The following is a 26,078-nucleotide window of genomic DNA, read 5'->3' as shown; positions in this document are numbered from 1 at the left end:
AGAGCGAACCAATGCCTGGATTTATGGATTCAAATCGCTTTATGTGCGCTATGAAACGTCCGCTAGAAATTGGCTGAGTTCTCATTTTTTGGCCTTTTCACTCATTTTGTTGAGAAAATGCTAAAACTCAATTAATTATTTTTAGACAACTTCATTATAAACCTAACTATGAAGCGGTAAAGCGTGGCTATATCAAGGTTTTCCGCCAGCACGGTCAACCATTATTTATCCATACGGATAATGGTAGTCCGTTTGGAAGTGTGCGCTCGGTAAAAAGGTATTCAAGGTTGTGTTATTGGTTAATAGATCATGGTATTGAACCTCTTTTCTCCGATCCGGGTTGCCCTCAGCAGAATGGTCGCCACGAACGGATGCACAAGGACTTGAAAGCTGACTGTACAAAACCTCCCAGGAGTACACTAGCGAGTCAACAGCGCCGCATTGATGCTTTTGTCAAGGAGTATAATGAAATACGTCCCCACGAGTCTTTAGATATGGCTACACCTGGTTCGGTTTACGAATCATCCCCTCGCCCTTATCAGCAGAAAGTGAAAGCTTATTGTTATGATGGGAGCTTGAAAGTATTGAAGGTAATGAAGAACGGTGCGATCCGTTGGGGTGGTCATGACTGGGTCTTTGTCTCCGAGGCAGCCATTGGTCGCTACATGGGGATGGAAGAAATTGGCAACGGAATTTGGAAGATGTATTATCGTCACGTATTTTTAGGATACTTCGATGAGAAGCAAATTGACAGTAAGACAAGAAACTTAAAATTAACTAACTCAATAGTGTAAGCTATGTGGGTTGAGAAGTGTAAACTATGTCCCTTACTGTTCAAGCACCTTGTCTTCTTCATTGCCTTCAAAAGCAACTTGTTTAATGTACCATGGCCAAGGAAGCGACAAGGCCGCTGCGAATAATTCGTGATCTTTCATCCCGTAAAATAGCAAAACCCACTATATTCGGCCAAGAACCAAAAAAAACGCTATGAAACTCCGTATTTACTTATTGGCTTTCCTCGCGCTGGGTTTGTTTTCAAGGTGTGCAGTCACCATCCCTGCGCAGGATCGGATACCACCTACGTTTCTTTTTGAGATTACCAGTGGCCTGCCGGGTGGGGTTTTACGGATCACTTCGGAGGATGACCTCAGCAATAAGATACTTCATTTGCAGCGCAACAGCCTGTACCGTTTTCGGTTCTCCGGAAGCGACGCGGGCGGATTAGCTGCTTTGATGATGCGGGTGGACTGGCCTACTGACTTCATGGAGTTGAGTATCGATAGAGATGAATATGTCATTGCCAGTGACGGAGCGAATTTTCGGGAATTAGTCTGGCAGGGACGTCGGTCTGATCCACGGTCGGGGTACTTGATTGCTGGTCAGCTTAATACGATCATTTATAATCAATCGTATGCTGTGGTGGATGCAGAATGGGAACTGACGGCCTCTGATTTTGGCGGTGCTTCTGGTAGTGCCAATTCTACTACAAAAACATTGCGAGTGGGCCTTGTAGACGATACCCAGGAGCTTGGATTATTGGATATTTCGGATTGATTTGACTGATTCTAACCCTTGGGGCAGAATTAGGTCTATTAATTTCAATGGATATGAAATAGCAGATTATTCTCAATATATTGAGCCGTTAAATATTGCGCAACAAAACAGCTGTTAATGTTTTACAAAGCAATTTTATTTATTATCGGCTCTCTTTTTCTGATTCCTCTTTTCAGCCAAGATTGTGGACTATCCGATGAGGATCAATTTACTTGGTTTCCCAAGTATTTAGAGCATTTGTCATCAAATAACTTGAATACATTTACCACCAATGAATACAAAATTCCTATTGCGCTGCATTTGGTGGCGAGAGACAATGGAGTAGGGCGAGCAAAAGTAGCAACTGCTTTGGAGGTGTTGTGTGAACTAAATGAGCTGTATACTGCTACAGGGATTTCATTTTATTTGCCAAGCAATGGAATTAATCTTGTTGACCATGATGGTATTTTTATGGATAACAATTTTGCGATCAATCAATTGGCTATGCAGAATGAAAGGCGAGATTCCGCGCTGAATGTATTCGTTGTTAATTCGGTTGGTGCAAGTAATGTGGTAGGACTTTATGATGCCAACAGGGACTGGGTTTTACTGCAAAAGAGTGTGTTCGTATCAGGAAATAAGACCTTAGCGCATGAAGTTGGTCATTTATTTGCTTTATTACATCCACATTTCGGGTGGGATGGCCAAGCTTGGGATGTTGCGATTCATGGTAATCCAAGCCCGGAAATTGCTTCGGATGGCGTTACCTTAACTGAAAAAATGGATGGCTCGAATTGTGCCGAAGCAGGAGACCTATTGTGCGACACTCCCCCTGATTATAATTTTGGTATTGATTGGACACAGTCTTGCGACTACGCAGGTGGAGCAACAGATCCTGATAATGTTTTAGTCAATCCTGACGAAAGATTGATCATGTCCTACTTTAGCAATAGCTGCCGGCAAGTATTTTCTGAAGAACAGGTAGCAATTATGCAACTCGACTTGGAACATCCATCTCGTGAATATCTTCATCCTAGTTACACCCCAACTGCTGATTCATTGGAGTCGTCAGCAGAACTCATTGCTCCAGCTGGAATGGTGAGTATTACGAGCAACACTCTGGATTTTGCTTGGGAGGCCGTGCCTGATGCTCAGTATTATTATATCGAGTATGACCGTTCTCCTGATTTTGATTTGGACCCCCAAGGAATGATCACTACTCAAAACGCTATTTCCATCAGCCACCCCTGGTTATCGGGTTTGAATTATTACTGGAGAGTTCTTACATGGAATGAATTATACTTTTGTTCGCCGCCATCCACGGTTCAGCAATTCAATGTAGATATAACGTCTTCTGTCCTGTTTGGAAATCCCAAAAACACCTTGAATATTTTTTCGACACCAGGAATCCTTAATCTCGAATATCAGCTCGCTGATTCACAAGGGGTTGACTTGAAAATTTATAGTCTTGAAGGGAAAGAAATCTTCTCAAAAGCTATAAATTTATCATTAGGAAAAGGGATGTATCGCTTAGATGTACCAATGATTCCCCAAGGTGTATTCATCGTTACCATCACCGGAGGAATCCAAATGAATAAATTGGTCTATTTTCCATAAAACATACAACTTCTTATTTAACCAATAATACATTTTTATGAAAACAAGACCTACTTTGTTTTTGCTTTTTGTCGCAATGAATTTCACCAACTTATTTGGACAGATTTCTGTGCTTTTTGTTGATGATTCTACTGACGAATTTGGTAATGCTGAATATTTTCATGCAGGATTAAGTTCAGTAGGCTACGATGCTACCTATTATAATGCGGTAGACAGTGCTGCTGGCCCTTCGGATTTATACATGAATAATTTTGATTTAGTAGTATGGCATACTTCAAGTGATGGGGCCGAGCTGTTGCTTTGGAACGGAATCGAAGAGGACAATGCTTCGCTGAAAAGCTATCTCAATGGAGGTGGAAATTTATGGCTGGTTGGTAATGATTTCTTTTTTGATCGTTATGGATTAGCACCTGTTGCCTTCTCCGCTGGAGATTTTGCCTATGACTATCTGGGAGTAGCCTCGTTTGATGTAGAGTCCTTTAATGACGACGGAGAATTAGGAGTACCCACGATGCTTCCTGATACTGATGCCGTAATTCCAGGATTGAATGATTTGACTTGGCAATTTTCTACCCTATGGTATGCAGATGGTGTATCCTTAATTAACGATGCTACACCTGTTTATCGAATGGGAAATGCTGATTATGTATTAGCTGATAGTATTTCGGCAGCTTATTATGACAATGGAATATCTAGAGTGCTAACGTATTTTTTTGACATCACACTGGTAGCTGACTTTGAAATGCTAACAGCAAATTTGCTTCCTGTTATGTCTTTTTTTGAAGGTGTGATTTCTGATAATGAAAATGTTCTACAGTCAAGTTTAAATGCGAATATATTTCCTAACCCTACGTCAAGTGAATTAAACCTTGAGGTAGCATTGGAAAGCGCTTCTGAAATTTCTATATACTTGCTAAACGTGTATGGCCAAGCACTTGCAGAATTGATGCCTGTACGACAAAGAGAAGCTGGGAAAAATACGTTTCAGTTTAATTTAGATCCAACGGTTGCTAATGGTTATTACTTTGTGAAAATAAAAGTGGATAACAAGGTGGTATTGAAGCCATTTGTTTTACAAAAATAAGATTATACCCACTACTAAGTGATTTAGCTGAACTTCCGGCAGAATGTCGGAAGTTCAGCTAATAAAAAATAAATAATGGAAAAAGATACATTCAAAATAAGGCCCGCAGATGAGTTTATAGAATTGATAAACTTGCTAAAACTAAAGCAAATAGCTCAGAGCGGAGGTCACGCAAAAATGATGGTTGAAGATGGCCTAGTCACTGTAAATGGCGAGCAAGAATTCAGAAAAAGAAAGAAATTAAGACCAGGAGATATTGTTGAACTTGAAGAAATAACAATATCGATAACCGTTTAAGAGGATGTTTGGGACTTATCTTTGGAACCTCCTTTCACAATACGCATACAACAAAAGAATCAGCTGCGGCTATAATGACTGGCATTCCAATCCTACGAGCAGATAATGCAGATGGCGTAGCTCGGCAGTTTTGTATCTGGCGGCTGAAAACGACGGCTTTATAACGGGTGCTACGTTCAATTTTTATATTAGGTACTGGTTATAGAATGATCGTTATGCAAGCGAAACTAAAAATGATTAAGCTGGATTTGCTATGAAACAAATTCACTTCAAATGGTTCAATTGGCTACATTTGTTCGTAGCAGTTATTTTGGGTATCTGTATTTTGGCAGGTAGTATTTATGTTATCACTTTGATAGATGAAGGTCCATTTTTACTCAAGTTATTTCCCTTGCCCTTTTTTCTAGGTGGCTTGTTTTTACTTTATTTCTGCCTGGCTATTTACCTGAATACTACGATCATTCGACTAGATGATCCGTATATTGTAGTGGAAACCAGGCCCTTGTACTGGCATAAACCTATTTCCCTACCTGTCGCAGATATAGAAAGACTCAAGCTCCTACGTACTCATCGCCAAGGGGGGGGCAATAGTACATTTACTTATAAAATTAATGCGGAAATGTCCGATGGATCGGATAAAATTCTTGTGCCTTCTTCTATTCCCATAGAGTATAATAATGGGCTAGAATTAAAAGACAGTATTGAAATGATGTTGTTAAAGGCTTCTTTGCGATAAATCCAATCAACCACAAAATCTAATCTTTCTTTGGTGTATCAGTCTTTTTCGGCAGTTCGCTGAAATCGAGTCTAAATTGATGGGGAATTTACTCATCATTGATTTCAATGCTCATTTTTCCAGCTTGATATTTGATTAGGGCTATAATATGACGGTTTTTAATGCTCTATTTTGGGTAGGAAGAATCAAAAGAAATACTTCTTGTCATTATGCGACCTCATCCGAAGTCGTTTTATCGTTCATGTATTATTTCAATCCAATATCCCACACTCTCCGAGGTGTTTTTTATAGAAAATTAGAGACCCACGAGATTCCATTTTATTCGCGCTGGCCAAAAAGCTAGGAAATAAAATGGAATCTTGTGGGTTTCATAATCCCTACTTCATCAAAATAACATCCCCACTAAATAACTCCGTCTCTCCGTCTGTAAATTGGATTTCGATCATGTAGACGAAAACGGCGGGATTGAGTGGCTGCCCATTGCGCGTTTTACCATCCCAGCCTGAGGATGGTGTATTCGGTGGAAAGTCGTTTTCCTCAAAGACAAGCTCTCCCCAGCGGTTGAATATCGAGAAGGACCTGATGCTCTCAATGTCCGCACCACCACTTACGAAGAGGACATCATTGCTGCCATCGTTGTTGGGCGAGAAGATATTTGGGACATAAACATGCCTTGTTCGATCGATGAACACGCGGATGTCATCGGTGGCGATACAGCCTAAGCTATCGGTGATGGTCAACTGAAATGGAGTGGTGTTGACCAAGTCACTTAGTGTAGAAGCCTGAAGGCAAGTATCGCAATCCAGCAATTGAGGGTTGGTCCATTCTATGCCGGCCAATAAGGTTTCCGGAGTACTGGAGATGGGGTCAAACTGGGCCACTTCTCCAAGCTTTAGATAGATATCGTCACCAAGTTCTACGGTGAGGTCATTACCATTGGGTAAGGTTACACTTGTCGCCACCTCACAGCCAAATTCGTCTTGTACGGTGAAATTGTAAACACCCGCGCCGAGGTTGAAAAACGTGCTGTTTAAGCTAAAAGCTTCTCCTTCTGGAGCAAATAACAAGACTTGGCCAGGAACTGCTGGTGTCAATTGTATGCTGCCATTCTCATCACCAAGGCAGCTAGGTGGCTCAAAAGTGGCGACGACATCAATGGCGGTGTTGATAATCTCTGTTACATCAATGACATCTACTTGCGAACAACCATTCTCGGGATTGAACACTGTCACCTGATAGGAACCTGCCGCCAAAGCGGTAATGCTAGCCAGGTTGGTCGCTCCTGAAATCTCTCCCCCGTTGAGCGCTTCCCAGGTGTAGCTGACATTGGGCGTGTTACTACTGGCCGAAAGCGTAGCGCTCTCTGCTTCACAAGTGATCAGACCATCGTCTCCGGTCTGAAGATTGGGGACTTGTAAATCTGCTTGTACATTGACGGTAGCGGTGTTGCTACAATTGGTCTCCGTATCGGTAACGATTAAGGTGTAGTTGCCAGGAGCAAAGGCAGCAGCATTAAGGCCTGTTTCAGGCAAAGGATTTCCAGTAGGGTCTTCCCAAGCATAAATAATAGATGTACCAGTGGTCGAACCCGCAGCATCCAGTAAAACTTCAGCGAAAGCACAAGTGATAAGGCCGTTGGCGGTTATGGTCGCATCAATCGTAGCTGGAGGGTTTAAGGCTTGTGTCAGGTTATCGCTACATCCATTGGCATCAACGACTTGTAGGTCATAATTGCCTATGCCTAATCCGTCGAAAGTGGGGTTATCCTGGAGTGTGCCGTTGTTGAGTTGGTATTGGTATGGCATCAAACCTCCGCTAGCAGTGAGGGTAATACTACCATCGTTGTCGTCACACCCTGGGTCGTTGCTACTGCTTACGGAAGGAATTGGAAGGTCAAAAATCGTTAAGGTCACGGCAATACGTGCATTGCTGGTGCAGCCATTGGTCGTGCTGCGAGCTTCGGCGTAGTAGGTTCCCGCAAGAGTAGGTTGATACGTGGTACTTCCCATCAGTAGTAAATTGCCACCAGTAGGTGCGTCGTACCAATCGATGGTTTCGCCTGCCGCTGGCATTGCGCTCAAAGCAGGTAGGAGCTCACCTGTACAGATAGCTTCATCGCCCGCACTGCTAGGTGTTGCTACGCTGTTTTCGATGATCGTAATGGCAATTCGCCCACTGACACAATTATTAACGATATCCCGAGCTTCTGCGTAGAAGGTCCCTACAGCAGTAGGGGTGTAGGTCGTGCTACCCATCAATAACTGGTTTCCGCTGCTTGGGGCATCGTACCAGTCGACGGTAAACCCGTTTGCTACCATTACGGATAGGGTAGGGATGGGGTCACCTGCACAAATCATTGGGTTGCTTCCGGTAGTCGGTGGAGCCACCATCGGGCAAGAACAATCGGGTGCGGTAATCATCAGTGGCCCGAGGGAGCAACTCATGCCGGTATTAAAGGCCGTGTAGGTAAAGTCTACGCCAGCAGGAATACCGTTGATGGTGAAGTTTCCACCTCCCAGGTTGGTGACGATCCCCTCGTTGACCTGAATAGTGCCCGTATTGGTCAAGGCTAAAGTCACGGTATAAGTCAATAAGTCTGGTGCACAAACGGGATCACTGGCATCAAGCACTGGTGTAGGGTTGACGATAATGGTAATGGCGGTGCGGCTATCACTCACACAATTATTTACAGGATCACGGGCTTCGGCAAAATAGGTGCCTGGTGCGGTAGGAGTAAAGCTGGTATTGTCCGCCAAAAGCAACATTCCTCCACTACCAGCATCGTACCAGTCTACCGTTTGACCAGCAGCAACCATTACGGTAAGGGTCGGTAAGGGATCGCCATCACAAATGGCAACATTACCGTTACTAATGGGGGCATCTAGCGTAGGACAACTACAATTCGGAGCCATCGTACTGGCAGAGAGGCTACAACCTGTAGTGGTATTATTAAGTGTGAAATTTAAGGCCAATCCACTTGGAATATCTGTGATGGTATAACTGCCACCGCCATTGTCGACAAGGTTACCTAAACTAGGGCTCACTTGGTCGGCATTACTGACCTGAAGCTCGACTTGATACGTAAGTAAATTTGGCGCGCAGATGGTATCTAAAAGTGTAAAAGACGGAATTGGGTTTTCGGTAAACGAAACAGCTATCCTTGCACTAACACAGTTATTGATAGTATTTCTTGCTTCCGCAAAATAGGTTCCGGGAGCTGGAGGTAGGAAATTCAAGCTTGCTGAGGCCAGTAGGCTGCCTCCGGTAGCAGCATCGTACCAATCGGCCGTCTCATTTGCACCGACCGTTACGCTAAGGTTTGGAATCGGTGCTCCTGCGCAGATGGCAAGATCTCCACCAGAAAGGGGTGGGTTGATCATTGGGCAACTACAATCAGGTGCAGTTACGGTTTGCGGGCCTGCGCTACAGCTCATATCTGCGTTGAAAGCGGAAAATGTTACGTCTGTTCCTGCTGGAATACCGGAAATAGTATAATTACCGCTGCCATTGTTAACGATGGATCCAAAATCAGTTTGTAAGCTGGCTGTATTGGTGGTTGAAATCACTACTTCATACGTCAATAGATTAGGCGCACAACTGGCCGAGAAATCAACAATGGTAGGGCTAGGGTTAATCGTGAGCGTGACCGGGGTTCTTGCAAAACTCACACAGTCATCAATCAAAACCCTGGTTTCGGCATAGTACGTACCGGAAATAGTAGCCGCAAAAGAGGTGTTACCCGCTAGGAGCAAGTTACCATCACTTGGGGCATCGTACCAGTCAACGGTTTGGCCAGCCAAAACGGTTACCATCAAGTCTGGAATAGGTTCTCCATCACAGATACTGACGTTACCACTACTCATCGGAGGATTAACTGTACCACAAGTGCAATCAAGTGCGGGCACATTGCCATTCGCTGAACAGCCAGTAACGGTATTGTTTAGCGTAAGCATGAGGTTGGTACCTGAAGGAATATCCGTGACGGTATAGCTGCCACCACCATTGTCGGTGATCATCCCGGTATTGACGATAAGTTCGTCGGCATTGTTTACTTGTAGCGTGACTTGGTAGCTCAATAAATCCAAGGCACAGACGGCATCTATGACAGAAAAATCGGGTGTTGGATTCGTAATGATCGTCAGGGAAATCCTCTCGCTGACACAATTGTTTATAGGATCGCGAGCTTCTGCGTAGTAGGTGCCAGCGGTAGCTGGTGTGAATGTCAAAGTGCTACTGACCAATAAGCTTCCGCCTACTGGATCGTCGTACCAATCGGCCGTCAGTCCCGCCTCGGCGGTAACACTAAGGGGTGGAATGGGATCACCAGGGCAAATACTTGCTACCGGATCAGGTATAGGAGCTGTTATAGTGGGGCATGGACAAGATGGCGCCCCAATGATATTGGGACCAAGTGAACAAGAGGCGCCGCTATTGAAGGCCGTGTACGTAAGGTCTGTTCCGGCAGGAATATTACTGATGGTAAAGTTGCCTCCTCCCATGTCGGTTATATCTCCGGCATTGGTCGATAGTGAAGCAGCATCGGTGATACTCAGTGTTACAGTATAAGTTAGTAAGTCGGGTGCGCAAATGGTATCAAAACTGTTGAATACCGGCGTAGGGTTGATGGTCAAGGTAACGGCTGTACGTACAGCACTCACACAGCCATCGGCTAATACCCTGGTTTCGGCGTAGTAGGTTCCCGCCATTGTTGGCGTAAACGAGGTGTTATTACTTGCTAAAAGCGTCCCTCCGACTGGCGCATCGTACCAATCGACAGTTTCACCAGCAAGGACATTGACATTCAAGGTAGGGATGGGTGTACCTGTGCAAATACTCACATCTCCGGTACTCATTGGTGCTGCTACCACGGCACAATTACAATCAGGTGCGGTAATAATATCAGTGATGCTACAAGTTGTAGTCGTATTCGTAATGGTTACGGTGAGGTCCATGCCAGCAGGAATTCCGGCAACAGTAAAGCTACCACCTCCATTATCTGTGATCGTGCCTGCATTGGTTGCCAATTGGTTGCTACTTCCGGTAGTTAGCTGCACTTGATAGGTGAGTAAATCAGCGGCACAACTCGTGCCTTGAACGGTATAAGTAGGTGCAGGACTGGTATTGATTGTAACGGAAATCCGGTTACTTACACAGTCATTTACGGGGTCGCGTGCTTCTACATAAAAGGTGCCAGTGCTTGGTGGTGTAAAGCTTAGGGTATTGCCTGCCAGTAGGTTGCCGCCGGTAGCAGCATCGTACCAGTCGGCAGTCTGCCCTGGGTCTACAGTGACATTTAAGGTCGGTACCGGGTCACTCGGACAAATGGTGATGTTTTGTGTGGTGACCGGGTCATTGATCATCGGGCAGGGGCAGATAGGTGAGGTTATCATTTCTGGCCCGAAAGTACAGTTCATATCTGTTCCGAATGCGGTAAAGGAAAGGTCTGTTCCTACGGGGATGTCACTAACTGTAAAACTACCACCACTGTTGTCGGTTATCATACCTACGTTAACGGTGATGGATGCGGCGTTGGCAATTTCCAATGTTACGGTATAGGTAAGAAGGTTTGGTGCACAATCAACCATGCTGGAAGTAAGGCTCGGTACCGGGTTGATGGTCAGACTTACAGCTGTTCGGGTGCTACTTACACAGCCGTCTACAATGAGGCGAGTTTCTGCGTAGTAAGTGCCGGCCGCAGTAGGAGTAAAGCTGGTGTTTCCGGCCAGTAATAGGTTGCCATCTGTTGGTGCATCGTACCAATCGACGGTTTGGCCAGCTCCCACGTTGACACTTAAAGCAGGGATCATTTCTCCTGCACAGATGGTAAGGTTGCCATTGCTGACGGGAGGAGGAGGTGCCGCGCAGCCACAATCAAAGTCGGGGAGTTCTAATAGACTGTTACAGTCGCCTGTAGAGTTTTCAAGAATAAGGTCGAGGAAGTTCCCGGAAGGAATATCGATAATCGAGAAGGTGCCATCGTTATTGTTGATGGCGAAACCAGAACTGGGGATGACATCTACGGCATCGGTTGTGATTAGAATGCTGTAAAGGGCATTGTTGGCGTAACAAACGGGCTCTTCTGTAGTTGCTACAGGCGGTGTCTCTACGGTGATTTCTACAGGCTCAGGAACCGATTCACAGACTTCATTCAATTCTGTAATGTAAATAGTGGTACTTACTGTAGGGGTGAACGTGTAAGACTCGCCGCTGGCCAAAAGATCACTCAATCCGGGGTCGGAATAAAAGTAGAAGTCGGAATTGTTGTTGTCGTTGCCGGATTGGGGCTCCAAAAAGACCTCGTCTCCTTCACAGACGATGAATTCGGGATCAATGATAGGAGGAGAATCGCCGTAAATGATTACGGAGAAAGGAACCAATTCACTTTCACAACCATCAATGGTTTGAGAAACGAAAAACTCCATTTCTGGGTCACCAGGTTCCAGGTAATCCAGGAAGTCGAAACCACTACTATTTGCGATAGGATCTGTTGCAAATTCATCATCATAAAGGGAGAAGAAATCGCCGCTACCACCAGGAAAGATGGTGGTATTGTCTTCAGGACAAAATTCATAAAAAGCATCCACAACAGGTGGCGGTGGGGGAGGCGTTAATACAAGTTCTTCTGTAATGGTTTGTGGGTCACCACAGTCATCGAACCAGGTATAGATAATTTCATAATTATCCATAACATCGGTGACTTCGCCTGTGTTAGGATCTATACTGGCACCGTCTCCGGGTGGAACGACAAAGTCGAACTCCCCGCCAGTAGGAAATACGAGGCTTGGAAAAACGGAACCTCCTTCACAAATGGGGTCGTAAAAGAGCATGAGTTCTTCCGCTTCAGGGATCGTACCGCCGGGAAAGTTGGCCATACAGCCATTGCCATCATCATCAAGGCTAAAGCTGTAAGAGTCACCGGGCATTAGTCCGGAGATAGTAACGAGTCCCCCTCCAGCGCCAGACTGACCAATTGAGCCGTCACCAGTATTTGTAAGGGAATAATTACCAGCAAAAAGTTCTGGATATCCCCCAATAATTTCGATGGTGACTTCTCCTGCACATTCATCTACATTTAGTTCTGTAATCTCGATTTCATTCAGGAACGTAAAGGTTTCTGTATCATCGGGGTTGATGTCCCAACATAAATCTCCATCAGCATCAATGCCGGGACCATTGGGTTGGGGTTGATTATTGTCGATAACGGTGGGGACGAGGATAAAGGTATTGATCCCTACGGAACCAACAATACCGCCGTCGTTGGTCGTTTGGATGTCACTGCCCGTCCAAAACCAGGATGTCCAACAAGGATCTGCTGCCGGGTCGGGGCCAGTAGGGGGGCAGGAGTAAAAGAGGTAAACCATCGCTGGCAAAGGGCCACTGGGAGGAAGCGTAAAGTTACCATCAGAAGTGACATCGATGTCCTCGCCAAAGCAGACAACAAAAGGGTTGGTACCGCCACCGTCATCATTAACCGTAATGGTGCCGGCTTCTGCCATACATTGACTGTAAGCTTGGGGAGCCAAGGCCAGCGAAAATAAAAAAGTAATCAGTAAAAGGAAGGAACACTTACTCATAGTAATAGATGTTTTGATAAATATTACGAGTAGCTTCAGTAAAGTGCACAGAGAGTTACCTCAGTTGATTAAGTCTTGAAGTTTTGATATCACTGTTCGCAATATGTTTCAGTGATAGTTGTAAATCCGATCCAAAAAGTACGATTATTTTTTGATTCTACAGCAAAGCCAGGCTAAAAATGTTCAGCATTAGCAAGGTCCCATTCTGCTTTCCAGTTTTCGGGTACAGTCTCTTCGTTGAGCAGGGCTCCTGTATTTAGATACGGAAATATTTGGCTATAACGGCGTACCTCATTGAGGCTGGTGCGCCGAAAGATATGTCGGCGATTTATCTGCTTTGTACTTGTCAAGCCGGCAGCGCCGAGAAGTTCTTGTACACTGTGAATAGTTTTGTGGTGGAAACTGGCTACGCGCTTTTTCTTGTCGTTGACAACGAGGCCAGCAACCAGCTCGGGGTCTTGGGTAGCTACGCCGGTAGGGCAGTTGTTTTTGTTACACTCCAGTGCTTGAATACAGCCCAAAGCCAGCATCATAGCTCGGGCGCTATAGGTGGCATCAGCTCCTAGTGCCATCGCGCGTAAGATGTGGAAACCAGTGAAGACCTTGCCTGAGGCCAGCAGGGCGATATGTTTTTTGAGATCGAAGCCTACCAAGGTGTCGTAGGTGAACGCGAGCCCTTCTTTGAAAGGCATCCCTACGGAATCTGAAAACTCTACGGGTGCTGCTCCGGTGCCGCCTTCGCCACCGTCGACGGTGATGAAATCGGGATAGATCTCAGTTTCGACCATAGCTTTGCAGATGGCAATAAACTCGCTGGGTTGGCCAATACAAAGTTTGAAGCCGACGGGCTTTCCACCACTAAGTTCACGCATTTGCTTGATCAGTCTCAGGAGTCCTTTAGGGGTAGAAAAGGCCTTGTGGAAAGGAGGAGAAAGCACTGCTGTTCCTGGTTCGACGCCGCGAATTTTAGCAATTTCAGGTGTGTTTTTCTTAGCAGGTAAAATCCCACCATGACCAGGTTTTGCGCCCTGTGATAGTTTGAGTTCTATCATTTTGATATTAGGCGTTTTGGAACGTTGGGCGAATTTTTCAGGATCAAAACCACCATCCTTAGTGCGACAACCAAAATAGCCGGTGCCTACTTGCCAGATAAGGTCGCCCTGAAAAGTTTCGTGGTAGGAACTTACGCCACCTTCACCGGTATTGTGTGCGAAGTTGCCAATTTTTGCCCCTCCATTGAGCGCTTCAATCGCTGCGGAACTGAGACTTCCGAAGCTCATTGCAGAAACGTTGAAGATAGAAGCAGAATACGGTTGCTTGCATTCCTTGCTGCCAATGAGTACCCGCGGTTCCTCCATTTCTTCGGCGTTACATGGAGCAATAGAGTGGTTCATCCATTCGTAGCCTTCTTCGTATACTTCCAGCTGGGTGCCAAAGGGCGTGGTATCATTCTGGTCTTTTGCTCGCTGGTAAACGACCGAGCGCATGGTACGGCTAATGGGCCGGCCGTTGGTATCCGATTCGATAAAGTATTGATATAGCTTAGGGCGCAATTCTTCCATGATGTATCGCCCGCGTCCCAGAATTGGAAAATTGCGCATGATCGCGTGCTTATCCTGTACCATGTCGTAGAAGCCAATGACTACTATAGGACCGAAGAGTAGTAATAACCAATAACAGTAGGGATGGAAGAAATAACCTAAAGCAATACTGCCCAAGATGGTGAGGAGGGCAAAGACGACGAATTCGTTACGCATTTGATCATTTTTGAATTACAAACCCTAAGGTAAAAACTTAAGTAACATTACGGAGTTATGTTGCCAAAATTAATAAGGGTGGAAGGCCGCAGTTCGAATGCTTTTCATTTGGAAATGTGCTTACACAATAGCATCTTTGACACCATGGAGCAAGTACAACCGCCGTTGGAAGAGTTTTACACCACCCTGGAGAAGGCTACGCAAATGTCTTGGACAGAACTAGAGCCTAAGCAACAGTCGATTGCCCTCAGTACATTGGGTCAGCAATTGTGCCAAGCCCTGATTACCTTAGGTGATCAGCGTGCTCAAGTTTTCTCTTCGCCAAAAGAAGAAAAGAGCCCAATCCAATTACAGGATTACCTTTTTTTCTATCGTTGGCTGGCAGCAGGAAAATCTTTCTTGTTACTCTGGCGTAACACCACCTTTGAGCACTTGCATGCCCAAATGTTGTCGTTAGATGCTGAAATCAAAGCAGAAAGCTGGCAGCGCTGGCAACACGCAAGTAACCAGAACCTGACAGATGCTGCAACAGAATTGAAAAATTTGCTTCCGGAACTGGATGCCGAATACGCTGCTGCTCCAAAGATGGCAACCAAAATGGTGGATACCTGGAAGCACCAGGCACTCCCATGGCCTGTTTATCGAGAACAAATCGGGACCATCACCACCCAGATTAGGGATATCGCTGCCAAGCAGGATTTACTGGGGCAGAATAGTAACGCTTTACAAAAGATAAGAAAAATCATTCTGGACGATATCCACGCGATAGTAGCAGAGATTGATCAGCTGAAAGAGATTGCTCAGGAAGCCAACACGTATATTGAAGAAAACGCCTCAGAAGCTCGTACCCGGATTCCTATGTATCTGGAGAACCAAGAAAGCCAAATATCTCAGCAAAAACTAGGGAAACGTTTTAATCTTGCGCTGGAAAAAGGCTTGGAGGCACTGGCTGGAGAAACTCTGGTGCCGGTAGCTATTTCGGGCGCAGCTTTACAAGTTAAAGAAATCAATTTTCGCCGTTATATTTCGCGGTGGCTGGATTCCGAAACACTGCCTTTGCTATACGAGGTGTGGGAGCTGACGACCAATATCCGGAACAACCTCAAAATGGCATTGATCAATATCAGAAACCGAGCCATTTTGCTGAATAGCGAAAGCCCGGAAAGAGGAATGATTAGTGAAGACCTCTGTCAGCCGCTTCAGAGTTTCCTGATTCAAACGACCGACCGGGAGAAAGAGCTACAAAAGCTGCATGAGCTGATCCATAGCAGGTTGGATGAGAACTTTAAGTTGTCTAATGTTTTCAACGAATCGAATTTCTTCCTGGAAGTTCCGCTACAGTCTACAATTAATCAGTTTCGCGACAACCAAAATCAGTTGTTGCTGAACTTGACCCGCTGGTGGAGGAACCAACGAAAGAGAATTCGCAGGTGGCTAACATCGGTACAAGCCGAAGATGCACTTAGCGTTTCAGAAAAAGTGGTGCGTTACATCGAAAATCATGCTCCACCTGCCAATAACCAGGCTTATACCAGCATTTTCTTGACCAAAGGTTATATTGGCGAATCCTTTTGGGTTGGCCGCAAGGCTGAATTACAGCGGATCGCTACCTTGGTTAAGCATTGGCGAAAAGGCTACAGAGGTGCTGTTCTTTTACGTGGCGATCGTTTTTCTGGAAAGTCGCTCTTTGGTGATTTAGTGAGCAATCGTTATTTCCCTAACGAAACTATCCGTCTGCTTCCCAATTCCTTTATTAGCCTACAAGGCCGTACTTTTGAAACCACCTTCGATCTTGATGCTGCCTTGGAATTTATTAGTAAATACCGCTTCGAGCAACCACCCCTTATCTGGTTGGATGACCTCGAGTTATGGCATGATCCTGCATGTACCATTCATCAAAATACTAAGGCACTGCTTAGGCACATGGATCACCATGCTGGTTCAATATTCTACATGGTAGCAGCAGCCAATCCTTTGTGTGATTATCTGGAAAACAATCATGAATTAAACAGGCACTTTCAGGCTACCCTTCAATTAGATGTTATGAGCCAGGAAGAGGTACAACAAGCCATTTTGATTCGCCACGGAGCAACGCATAAGTCGCTGGTCACGAAAGAAGGCGAAACACTGGAGCCTAGCGCCTTCCAACTGGCTGTTAGTCGGGTTTATCGTGCCTCCGGGGGGAATATTGGCGAGGCACTTAATCTGTGGGCCTACCACACTCAGCGCCGCAATGAAGAACAAGTTTATCAAATGGAAGCCAACTTTTTCCAGCTCCCAAATTTTATAGAAGCAGATCAAGCACTCTTGCTGCGTACGCTACTACTCGAAAAACGTACGACAGAATACCGTTTGCGCAAGCGTTTTGGACCAGCTTTTAGCCCTCGTTACGCAGAAGCATTACTACGACTGCTGGGCGTGGGGATACTCACCAGGCACCTAGATGGATGGTTGGAGATCAATGAAGCAGCGGCGAATAGTGTCATTCGTCAATTAAAAAACAAGCAATACCTTTAGCTACTATGGATTATTTGTGGCAAGTTCACTACGACTACAGCTGGGGGGGATTGCTGAGTATCAGCATCCAACTGGCATTGTTTTATTTTGCTCTTCAGCTCGCTCATCGCATCCTGATTCGGATCAGTGCGCCAGCAAACTGGCAATTGGTTGTTGATCGTTATGTACGATACGGTTTACTGCTTTTTGAGCCTATTGTTGTATTGGTGATTGGCAGTTATTTTATGCTCATCAAGCCTTTTTTTCATGGTCTGATCGTGCTGCTGTTGCTACTGGCTTGTCTCCGGCAGTTACGCAACTATTTCAGTGGGCGAATCCTACTTTTTGACCATAACCTTAAAGTAGGTACCCGACTCAATCATCAAGACTTCAGTGGCCTCATTACTTATATTGGGCGTTTGGGACTACGTTTACAAACCAATAAAGGCTTGCATTTTCTCAACTTCGAGGACTTGTTGAAAGATGGGTATACCTTACTTATAGGAGAGAAGAACAGCAGCTTTTTTCGCCTGAAAATAAACGTGGCTGAAAAAGAGGATAATACTGCAAAATTGGAACAGTTACAGGAATTGCTTCAGGTGGTGCCTTATCTGAATTGGCTACATCGCCCTCAGATAACAACAACCAACCCTACTGATCAGCCTTGGCTGGTAGAGATTGCTCTACACGACGAAAAACACCTTAAAGACCTTATTCAACGACTGGAAGAGCAGGATTTTTCTGCTAGAACCACCAAAATATAGCCGATCTGATATGCAAGAATTATCTGCTTATACACTAATCATCGGGGCTTCACTCATTCTGATTTTATCCTTCTTCTTCGGAGAAGCCGCCCGCAAGACCAGCATTCCTTCGGTATTGATGCTGATTGTACTGGGGATCCTTCTACAATTTGTGTTGGATGCCGCCATCGGCGATCGTCCGAATTTTCTCCCGGTCTTGAAAATTCTAGGAACCGTCGGTCTTATTATGATTGTCCTCGAAGCCGCGCTGGAACTAGAACTTAAACCCGGTAAATACTTGCCTATTGTCAAGGCTTTATTTATCGCCCTGATCTGTTTATTAGTGTCGGCTTACGTAGCGGCCCTTATCCTGCATCAGTTTATTCCGGGGATGGACATGGCCTCTGCCTGGCTATATGCTACGCCTTTGTCTATTCTTTCTAGTGCCATCATTATTCCTAGTGTAACAGCGTTAAGGGAAGATAAAAAGGAGTTTCATATCTACGAAAGTACCTTTTCTGACATCTTGGGGATCATGATGTTTTATTTCCTTACGGGAAACCTGGATGCAGGCGGGCACGGCAGTGGTTTTCTTGATTTTTCGGGAAACCTGCTTCTTACCATTGGTATTGCGGTAATTGCCAGCTATTTAATTATCCTTATTTTTCAAAATATTCGTAGCCATACCAAGCTGTTTCTACTTATTGCTGTACTTCTTTTGTTGTACGCTGTAGGCAAGAAAATGCACCTTTCTTCGCTTATTATTATCCTGGTATTTGGATTGGTGATTGCCAATATGAAAGTTTTCTTTAGAGGCAGGCTAGGGCAATGGTTACATTTGGAGAAAGCCTCGCAGATGTATGAAGGTCTTCATGTGGTGACGATGGAGTCGGCCTTTGTCGTACGTACCTTTTTCTTTGTCATCTTTGGTCTTACCATTTCTCTGGCTTCTATTACGAGTTTGGAGGTCACACTTATTAGTATGGCGATTGTCGCCTCTATTTATGTGATCCGTTATATCTTTTTACGAATTTTCATTGGAAAGGATATTTTCCCCCAGCTCTACATCGCTCCCAGGGGATTAATTACCATTCTTCTATTCTACGACATTCCTGAGGCAGCTATTATTCCTGGTTTTGAACCTGGCATCCTTTTAGATATTATCATTGGCACCAGTCTGATCATGACCTTTGCTATGATTCGCGACAAGCAACGCACCAGCAAAGCTATTGAGAAAGCTAAGGAAGAACCTGTAGGTTACGAAAGATGGAAGGCTCCGACCATTGCTGAGTATGCAAAAGAAGAGGGAGATTCGGATAAGCATTAAAAGCTAAATGACAACGCGGATTAAACTTCAAAAAACAGTATAATCTGTTCTATTCGTTTAATCCGCGTTCTGTCACACAAAAGAAAAGACACGACAAGGTCCCTTTATATCACCATCCCCGCAGCAACCGTTTCATTGGTTTGCTCATCAATAAGGATGATACTGCCTGTATTGCGATTCCGGCGATAAATATCTGTAAATAAGGGTTTGGTTGTCCGTATTACTATACGAGCAATGTCGTTCATGCCGATTTCGGTATCCTCTTCGTTTCGGTGCAAGGTGTTGATATTCAGCTTGTAACGAATGTCTTTGATTACACAACGCGCATCCTGGGTCGTGTGCTTGATACCATATTTTCCCCGAGCTTGCAGTGGCTTATCATGAAACCAGCAAATCATCAGTTCTAAGTCCTGGCTCATCTCCGGGATGTTGTTTTCCCTAACGATCATGTCTCCACGGCTTACGTCGATATCGTCCTTTAGCAGCAGGGTCACTGACATTGGAGGGAAGGCTTCTTCCAGCTCTCCATCGAAGGTGTCGATTTTCGTAATTTCAGAAGTGAAACCAGAAGGAAGAACCATCACTTTGTCTCCCTTTTTGAATACCCCTCCGGCTACCCGGCCTGCATAGCCACGGTAATCATGGAATTCATCGGTATTGGGGCGTACTACGAATTGTACAGGGAAACGACAGTCGATAAAGTTATCATCACTACCGATGTGGACATTCTCTAGATAATACAATAGGGTAGAGCCTCCGTACCAATCCATGTTGGTTGATTTGTCTACTACATTGTCTCCGTTGAGGGCCGAAATTGGAATAAAATGGACGTCCTTGACATCCAGCTTGTAGCTGAATTCGGAGAACTCCTCTTTGATTTTTTCGTAAACCTCTTCGCTGTGATCTACCAAGTCCATCTTGTTGATACAGACTACCAGGTGAGGGATTTGTAATAAGCTGGCGATGAATGCATGACGCCGCGTTTGTTCTACAATACCGTGGCGGGCATCAATGAGAATCAGTGCTACGTTTGCCGTAGATGCTCCGGTGACCATGTTGCGGGTATACTGGATATGCCCAGGTGTATCCGCGATGATAAACTTACGGCGTGGTGTAGCGAAATAGCGGTAGGCCACATCAATGGTAATCCCTTGCTCTCGTTCAGCTTTTAAGCCATCAGTGAGTAGTGCCAGATTGACACCTTCCTCCCCACGACGAGCTGTCGTTTCGCGAATGGTCTCGTACTGGTCTTCAAAAATAGATTTGCTATCGTAAAGTAAGCGGCCGATTAGGGTAGACTTTCCATCATCTACACTACCCGCCGTTGAAAAACGTAATAACTCTGTATGTTGCTCTGACATCTTATTAATTTTTTCTCCCCATTTCCTAACTGGGGCGACAATTGTTAAAAGAGATAATTGGATGGCCGAAACGCTTACACAGGCCAACTCTTCCAACTTTTTAGAAATAACCCTGCTTTTTGCGATCTTCCATCGCCGTTTCGGAACGCTTGTCATCTGTTCGCCCTCCCCGTTCGGTTTGGCGGGCAGTAGCTACTTCCTGGATAATTTCTTCCACGGTAGTGGCTTCTGATTCCCAAACACCCGTACAGGTCATATCACCTATTGTACGACAACGTACCGTCATTTCTTCGACGGTTTCGGTAGGTTTCTTAGGGATGTAATCACAATCAGCAAGGAGGGTGCCATCTCTGTGAATCACATTACGCTTATGCGCAAAATATAGGCTTGGTAAGGGTACGTTTTCCATGGCCAGGTACTGCCAAACGTCTAGTTCCGTCCAGTTACTGATAGGAAAAACTCGGAAGTGCTCACCGTAGTGTTTCTTTCCGTTGAAGAGGTTCCACAGCTCGGGGCGTTGATTTTTAGGGTCCCATTGGCCAAACTCATCGCGGTGGCTAAAGAAACGCTCTTTGGCGCGGGCTTTTTCCTCGTCGCGGCGGCCACCACCCAAGGCTGCATCGTACTTTCCTTTCTCCAAAGAGTCGAGAAGAACGTGGGTTTGCAGGTAGTTTCGGCTAGCGTTATAGCCTTTCTCTTCGACCAACTCTTTATTGTCAATAGCGGCCTGTACAGAGCCTACGATGAGGCGGGCACCGTAGTCCTCAACCAATTGATCACGAAACTCCAGGGTTTCTGGGAAGTTGTGCCCGGTATCAATGTGCAATAAAGGGAAGGGAATCCGAGCGGGATAGAATGCTTTCCGCGCCAGATAAGCCATAAGAATACTGTCTTTACCGCCACTAAACAGGAGTACCGGATTTTCAAATTGTGCCGCCACTTCACGAAGAATGAAGATCGATTCTGCTTCTAATTCGCGTAAGTGATTGACATGATAGCCACTTGACATAGATAATTATTTTTTGTCGATGGTTCTTTATTGGGGCAAAGAAATAACAGGAGATAAAGCTGTATACACTTGTGCTACAGCTGCCTCCACCGTCATATCTCTGGTTGGAACAGTTAAAAATGCACGCTCTGGTGCTTCATAAGGAGAATCAATACCTGTAAATCCTTTGATTTCGCCACGGCGGGCTTTGGCATACAATCCTTTTACATCCCGTGCTTCACAGACCTCTAAAGGGGTGTCGATGAAAATTTCCAGAAAGTCTTCCTTTCCGATGATTTCCTCTGCCTGTTTGCGAATAGCCCTGGTGGGGCTAATAAAAGAACAGAGAACAATTACACCAGAGTCTAAGTACAGTTTGGCGACCTCTGCAATGCGTCGGATATTTTCCTGACGATCTTCGAGGCTAAAGCCCAGATTGTTGTTAATCCCGGTGCGAATATTGTCGCCATCCAAGACCTGCGGGAAGTAACCTTCGGCAAACAGGCGCTGCTCCAAGCCTTGAGCTATGGTACTTTTGCCAGAGCCAGATAAGCCCGTTAGCCAAAGTACTTTTGCTCGTTGTTGTAAACGATTTTCCCGCTCTTCTCGTGAGAGTAGGCGGTCAAAAATTGGGTGTATATTTTCAGTTGCCATTTACGTCTGTGCTGTCTCTTAATACTCGTTTTTTACCTGTCAACTTGCGAATAGTACCTCGTGGAGCCAATTGCCAAGCTCTTTCATGCAGGTAATAAAGTGCAAATTTGATAAAAAATTCGATAAACCCAATTTCGAGGGCCATCTCAATATCACCGGTGGTAAAGAAAGCAATGGCAATGATAGTAGTTGTTGCTACCACCCTCCAACTTAAGGCCTTTAATACGCTCCGTAAGCGGGATTCTCTCTGTATTTCTGTCATTGATTGCTTTGTTTTGCTGGGCAAAAATACAATTCCTACTTAAATAATAGGAATTAAAGGGATTTAATTTTCAAAACTCTTTAATAGACTTGTTCTGCTCGATCAGGTTGGTGGGAACTCCGAGGACCGTAGGGACGATCACCGAAGGTAACATAAGGCGCAATTTGTCCCTGTGATATCCCAGCAGAACAAGTCTAATCTTTATAGATAGCGACTACTCTTTCTCCGGGTTTTGCGTAGCCCCTGTACATTCCTTCCGAATTAAAAGGCATAGCAATATTTCCCATTTTATCCAGGGCAATCAGGCCGCCTTCGCCTCCTGCTTTTACTAATTCTTCGTTTATGACCTCAGAGGCTGCGGTGTTAATGTCAATTCCTTTATAGGCCATTCTTGCTGCTACATCATAGGCGACCGCCCAGCGGATAAAGAACTCGCCATGCCCTGTGCAACTGACGCCACAGGTAGCGTTATCTGCAAAGGTACCTGCTCCGATGATCGGTGAATCTCCTAAGCGGTTCCAGCGCTTGTTGGTCATACCTCCGGTAGAGGTACCTGCTACAATGTTGCCTTCCTTATCCAGGGCAACACAGCCGACGGTGCCTTTTTTACGTTCATTATGGTCCAGCTCTACCTGGGCTTCTCCTTCTTCCTTTTCGCGATCTAGTGCTCTTTGCAAGGCATCCCAACGGCGTTGGGTATAGAAATAGGAAGGGTCTACAATTTCCAGATTTTGGTCAGCAGCAAACTGTTCTGCACCTTTTCCCGTAAGGAGAACATGAGGCGATTTTTCCATCACAGCCCGCGCAGCCGAAATGGGATGTTTAATATTTGATACCCCACCGACTGCTCCAGCCATACGGTCGTTGCCCATCATCAGTGAGGCGTCCATTTCGTTGTGGCCTTCGTGGTTAAATACGGCACCTTTTCCAGCGTTAAACAGCGGTGAATCTTCCATGAAATGGATCGTTTGCTCTACAGCATCGATAGAAGTTCCGCCGTTTTTAAGAATTTCTTCCCCAATATCCAGAGCTTTATTGAGTGCTTCCCGATAGGCGGCATCCTGCTCTGGCGTTAAATCAGAACGTAGGATTGTCCCAGCTCCTCCGTGAATTACAATGGCGTATTCCGCTGGAGTTTCTTCGGTATTTATTGTCTTTTCCTTGGTTTCAGAGCCATCGTTGGTAGCTTCAGTAGGAGCTTCACAGGCCCAGAATAGTAGCGCGAAAAAGCATAGTGTGCTAATATTTTTCAACATGGAAATAGTGTTTTGAGATATTAAGAACGCCTGGTGTTGCGACGCCAAGACAATGAAATGAAGGCAAAGATAAGCTATTGTACACAGAGCGACTGCCACAAATACAAAACGGCGGCACCCTGGTTGGGTGCCGCCGTTTGCTGTGCAAGACATTAAGCAAAGCGATTAATGAATTACGTATTTACAGAAAACTGATCCTGTCGGAAGAGACACTGGCGATGTGTCTCTTCCATGACAGGGTGATTCCATTATTTCACCACTACCATTTGCTTGGTAGCGCGGTAATCGCCAGCTTCGATAGTGTAGTTCAATACACCAGTAGCGCCATTGATCATTTGCTTGGTCACCGTAATGGTCTGGTAACCTGCGCCAAACACTGTAATTGATCCAGCGTTGGTGTACAGTACACGACCGGTTAGGTCAGAGATTGTCAGTTGAACCTTTGCTTCTTTCGGCAAGTTGAAACCGATTTGAGTTTCAGCCTGGAAAGGGTTAGGCATGTTCTGGTACAACTGGAAACCTTGGATAGCAACTGCTCCGTTGGTAAAATCAATACCTACGTTCATGATGTTACCATTGCTATAAGCTTCGGCAGTTGTGTAGCGGCTATTTACCGTAAGGATATCGCTAAGTTGAGCATCTGTAGTTGCCTGAATTACCAAGCTAAACAGTACTTCTTCTTTCGCAATTGCCTCATTGTAGTTAGAGCGGTTCCAGCTCATTGTAATGAAGCCTTCCTGTGCAAAACGTAGACCGAAGTTTTCCGCTGTTGCTACACCGTACTCTACATCTACCAAGCTAGCACCTTGTAATTTCAGGGTTCCCTGAAATCCAGTGATAGCAGCCATGTCTAATGCTGTGAATGCAACAGTATAGGTGTTGCCAGCCTTCAATGACTGGTTTTCAGCTAGCATATTGAACTGTCCGTTCACGGTACGATCATCACCAGCTAATGCATTAGCTTGTGCACTACCGTTGACGTCACCAATCTTGACAGCTACGAAATCGGCAGTTACCGTTCCTACCAGGTTGTTCACGTTACTTAGTTCCGGGAATGCTACAAACCAAGGGTTCGTAGGCAATGGGAAGTTGTACGTAACTGGGATAAAGCGCCAGCTGGTATTGTTCGGGAAGCTTGTTTCGATGTTCAAGATCAGTTTACGCAATTGGATCATATCCAGGGTAGATACGGTACCAGAACGGTTTACGTCGGCAGCAATCATTTTGTAAGGGCTGTTCAACGTCTGTACACCAAGAATGTGCTTAGCCATCAACACAAGGTCGAAGGTAGAAACACCGTTCAGTGGGTTAGCATTCAAGTAAGGAGTAATCGAGTAGTCACCACCTTGAGTAAGGCTAAAGGTGAACGTACCGTTAGCGTTGGTCACCATTGTTTGGGTACCACCATTCACATTTACTTCTACACCTTGTACTGTTTCATCACTTTCGGTAGCGATAACACCTTGGATTGTTCCGTTACCAGCAGGGTTACAGCTGGTGTGCTGCTGAACCAGGATGTAAGTTTCACAGTAATCGTAGTTGCCTTCTTGGTCGAAAGCGTATACATATACTACAGTAGTCTCTTCGTCTTCATCAGTCAATACCAAGCCGGTATCATCAGGGCTAGGAACGAAGTTAGGGTTAGCTTCTACATCAGCAGCACGGTAAATAGCGTACTTGGTAACGCGTGGCAGACCCGTTGTTGGGTGTACAGCTGGTCCTTGCCCAGTACAATCGTAAATCGGAGAAGCTTCGAAATCGCTTGCCCAAATAGCCATTGCACAACCACCACCTTCTTGAGGCATCAGGGTTACGGTCAGGCCGTTGATACAAATAGGAGCAGGGCCTTTGCAGTCTACAACATCAAATTCGATGATTTTGCTTACTTGGTTACCACAACCATCCTGGAACAATACGCGGAAAGCGTGCAGGATGTTATCACCCATTGCTGAAGTGATGATTGGGAAAGTACCAGTGAATACGAAAGTACCATCACCATTGTTGGTAATGTTACCAGTAGCGTCGGCATCAGCTACAAATTCGTTAGACTTGATGAAGCCATCACGGTTAGCATCTACTGCGAATGCATCCAGGTTAGCAGATACGATGGTTACTACCAAGTTACCGCTTTGGTTAAACAGTTCGCAATCATCAGCTACGCTGAAAGGAATGCTTACAGGAGCACCACAAGTACCAGTTACGCTACCAAATTGGCCAGCAGTAAGGGTTGGGCACAATGCCGTTGGTCCACCGAAGTTACCTACGCTTACTACAGGTGCAGTAGAGTCGTATACTTTAATAAACTGAGTGTACTTGTAGCGGCCGTAGTTTGGCAGTGTAGGCGCAAAACAGTTATCAAGGCTTGAGTCACCATTGCGGTCATTGTGACGACG

Annotated in this window: 16 protein-coding genes and 2 pseudogenes; 10 read left to right on the top strand and 8 right to left on the bottom strand. The window is 45.3% G+C overall.

Going from position 1 to position 26,078, the window contains the following annotated elements:
* Window positions 1-287: 287 nt before the first annotated feature.
* The 7 genes and pseudogenes from ACRBG0_RS26205 to ACRBG0_RS26175 all read left to right on the top strand — a co-directional run bounded on the left by ACRBG0_RS26205 (window position 288) and on the right by ACRBG0_RS26175 (window position 5,267).
* Window positions 288-794, top strand: coding sequence for an integrase core domain-containing protein (locus ACRBG0_RS26205; RefSeq protein ID WP_431489791.1), 507 nt, complete (start codon window positions 288-290; stop codon window positions 792-794).
* Window positions 795-987: 193 nt separating this feature from the next.
* Window positions 988-1,554: a hypothetical protein gene (locus ACRBG0_RS26200; protein WP_431489790.1), complete on the top strand. Its 567-nt coding sequence runs from the start codon at window positions 988-990 to the stop codon at window positions 1,552-1,554.
* Between the two features lie 117 nt (window positions 1,555-1,671).
* Entirely contained in the window at window positions 1,672-3,150 is a 1,479-nt protein-coding gene (locus tag ACRBG0_RS26195; protein ID WP_431489789.1) for a zinc-dependent metalloprotease, read from the top strand.
* Window positions 3,151-3,187: 37 nt separating this feature from the next.
* Complete coding sequence (locus ACRBG0_RS26190) at window positions 3,188-4,234, top strand: T9SS type A sorting domain-containing protein (RefSeq protein WP_431489788.1); 1,047 nt, start codon at window positions 3,188-3,190, stop codon at window positions 4,232-4,234.
* A gap of 75 nt (window positions 4,235-4,309) precedes the next feature.
* Window positions 4,310-4,531, top strand: a complete 222-nt coding sequence (locus tag ACRBG0_RS26185) for an RNA-binding S4 domain-containing protein (RefSeq protein WP_431489787.1) — start codon at window positions 4,310-4,312, stop codon at window positions 4,529-4,531.
* A gap of 11 nt (window positions 4,532-4,542) precedes the next feature.
* A pseudogene (locus ACRBG0_RS26180) lies at window positions 4,543-4,736 on the top strand (hypothetical protein); the annotation flags it as partial.
* A 48-nt stretch (window positions 4,737-4,784) separates the two neighbouring features.
* Entirely contained in the window at window positions 4,785-5,267 is a 483-nt protein-coding gene (locus tag ACRBG0_RS26175) for a hypothetical protein (protein WP_431489786.1), read from the top strand.
* 377 nt (window positions 5,268-5,644) lie between these two features.
* On the opposite strand, the gene ACRBG0_RS26170 is transcribed toward ACRBG0_RS26175, so the two are convergent.
* Window positions 5,645-12,841, bottom strand: a complete 7,197-nt coding sequence (locus tag ACRBG0_RS26170; protein WP_431489785.1) for a gliding motility-associated C-terminal domain-containing protein — start codon at window positions 12,839-12,841, stop codon at window positions 5,645-5,647.
* A gap of 173 nt (window positions 12,842-13,014) precedes the next feature.
* Window positions 13,015-14,598 carry an FMN-binding glutamate synthase family protein gene (locus ACRBG0_RS26165; protein WP_431489784.1) on the bottom strand — a complete coding sequence of 528 codons (1,584 nt, stop codon included), beginning with the start codon at window positions 14,596-14,598 and terminating at the stop codon, window positions 13,015-13,017.
* Window positions 14,599-14,655: 57 nt separating this feature from the next.
* On the opposite strand from ACRBG0_RS26165, the gene ACRBG0_RS26160 reads away from it, so the two are divergent.
* From ACRBG0_RS26160 to ACRBG0_RS26150, 3 genes are read left to right on the top strand one after another with little or no spacing between them, the layout of a single operon-like run.
* Window positions 14,656-17,115, top strand: coding sequence for a hypothetical protein (locus tag ACRBG0_RS26160; RefSeq protein ID WP_431489783.1), 2,460 nt, complete (start codon window positions 14,656-14,658; stop codon window positions 17,113-17,115).
* 5 nt (window positions 17,116-17,120) lie between these two features.
* Entirely contained in the window at window positions 17,121-17,858 is a 738-nt protein-coding gene (locus tag ACRBG0_RS26155; protein ID WP_431489782.1) for a hypothetical protein, read from the top strand.
* A gap of 10 nt (window positions 17,859-17,868) precedes the next feature.
* Window positions 17,869-19,164 carry a cation:proton antiporter gene (locus ACRBG0_RS26150; protein WP_431489781.1) on the top strand — a complete coding sequence of 432 codons (1,296 nt, stop codon included), beginning with the start codon at window positions 17,869-17,871 and terminating at the stop codon, window positions 19,162-19,164.
* Between the two features lie 104 nt (window positions 19,165-19,268).
* Here the strand turns inward: ACRBG0_RS26150 and cysN are convergent, their stop codons facing one another.
* From cysN to ACRBG0_RS26120, 6 genes and pseudogenes are all read right to left on the bottom strand, one after another.
* Window positions 19,269-20,525 (bottom strand): sulfate adenylyltransferase subunit CysN, encoded by a 1,257-nt coding sequence (cysN, locus tag ACRBG0_RS26145; RefSeq protein ID WP_431489780.1) that lies wholly within the window; start codon window positions 20,523-20,525, stop codon window positions 19,269-19,271.
* Window positions 20,526-20,625: 100 nt separating this feature from the next.
* On the bottom strand, window positions 20,626-21,534 hold the full coding sequence (cysD, locus tag ACRBG0_RS26140; RefSeq protein ID WP_431489779.1) for a sulfate adenylyltransferase subunit CysD: 909 nt from the start codon (window positions 21,532-21,534) through the stop codon (window positions 20,626-20,628).
* Window positions 21,535-21,561: 27 nt separating this feature from the next.
* On the bottom strand, window positions 21,562-22,167 hold the full coding sequence (gene cysC, locus ACRBG0_RS26135) for an adenylyl-sulfate kinase (protein WP_431489778.1): 606 nt from the start codon (window positions 22,165-22,167) through the stop codon (window positions 21,562-21,564).
* Window positions 22,157-22,429, bottom strand: coding sequence for a DUF2061 domain-containing protein (locus ACRBG0_RS26130; RefSeq protein WP_431489777.1), 273 nt, complete (start codon window positions 22,427-22,429; stop codon window positions 22,157-22,159). The genes cysC and ACRBG0_RS26130 overlap by 11 nt, the downstream gene beginning before the upstream one ends.
* Before the next feature lie 194 nt (window positions 22,430-22,623).
* Window positions 22,624-23,685 (bottom strand): isoaspartyl peptidase/L-asparaginase family protein, encoded by a 1,062-nt coding sequence (locus ACRBG0_RS26125; protein ID WP_431489776.1) that lies wholly within the window; start codon window positions 23,683-23,685, stop codon window positions 22,624-22,626.
* A 248-nt stretch (window positions 23,686-23,933) separates the two neighbouring features.
* Window positions 23,934-26,078: pseudogene (locus tag ACRBG0_RS26120) on the bottom strand (hypothetical protein); the annotation flags it as partial.

This window comes from Lewinella sp., assembly GCF_050633125.1.
Lineage (GTDB): Bacteria > Bacteroidota > Bacteroidia > Chitinophagales > Saprospiraceae > Lewinella.
The sequence above is the reverse complement of the archived record's forward strand: the minus strand, read 5'-3'. Positions and strand labels throughout refer to the sequence as shown.

Excerpts from the sequence above, each read along its gene's own strand:
- ACRBG0_RS26200 (WP_431489790.1), top strand. The coding sequence starts at position 988 with ATGAAACTCCGTATTTACTTATTGGCTTTCCTCGCGCTGGGTTTGTTT.
- ACRBG0_RS26195 (WP_431489789.1), top strand. The coding sequence starts at position 1,672 with ATGTTTTACAAAGCAATTTTATTTATTATCGGCTCTCTTTTTCTGATT.
- ACRBG0_RS26190 (WP_431489788.1), top strand. The coding sequence starts at position 3,188 with ATGAAAACAAGACCTACTTTGTTTTTGCTTTTTGTCGCAATGAATTTC.
- ACRBG0_RS26185 (WP_431489787.1), top strand. The coding sequence starts at position 4,310 with ATGGAAAAAGATACATTCAAAATAAGGCCCGCAGATGAGTTTATAGAA.
- ACRBG0_RS26175 (WP_431489786.1), top strand. The coding sequence starts at position 4,785 with ATGAAACAAATTCACTTCAAATGGTTCAATTGGCTACATTTGTTCGTA.
- ACRBG0_RS26170 (WP_431489785.1), bottom strand. The coding sequence starts at position 12,841 with ATGAGTAAGTGTTCCTTCCTTTTACTGATTACTTTTTTATTTTCGCTG.
- ACRBG0_RS26165 (WP_431489784.1), bottom strand. The coding sequence starts at position 14,598 with ATGCGTAACGAATTCGTCGTCTTTGCCCTCCTCACCATCTTGGGCAGT.
- ACRBG0_RS26160 (WP_431489783.1), top strand. The coding sequence starts at position 14,656 with ATGTTGCCAAAATTAATAAGGGTGGAAGGCCGCAGTTCGAATGCTTTT.
- ACRBG0_RS26155 (WP_431489782.1), top strand. The coding sequence starts at position 17,121 with ATGGATTATTTGTGGCAAGTTCACTACGACTACAGCTGGGGGGGATTG.
- ACRBG0_RS26150 (WP_431489781.1), top strand. The coding sequence starts at position 17,869 with ATGCAAGAATTATCTGCTTATACACTAATCATCGGGGCTTCACTCATT.
- cysN (WP_431489780.1), bottom strand. The coding sequence starts at position 20,525 with ATGTCAGAGCAACATACAGAGTTATTACGTTTTTCAACGGCGGGTAGT.
- cysD (WP_431489779.1), bottom strand. The coding sequence starts at position 21,534 with ATGTCAAGTGGCTATCATGTCAATCACTTACGCGAATTAGAAGCAGAA.
- cysC (WP_431489778.1), bottom strand. The coding sequence starts at position 22,167 with ATGGCAACTGAAAATATACACCCAATTTTTGACCGCCTACTCTCACGA.
- ACRBG0_RS26130 (WP_431489777.1), bottom strand. The coding sequence starts at position 22,429 with ATGACAGAAATACAGAGAGAATCCCGCTTACGGAGCGTATTAAAGGCC.
- ACRBG0_RS26125 (WP_431489776.1), bottom strand. The coding sequence starts at position 23,685 with ATGTTGAAAAATATTAGCACACTATGCTTTTTCGCGCTACTATTCTGG.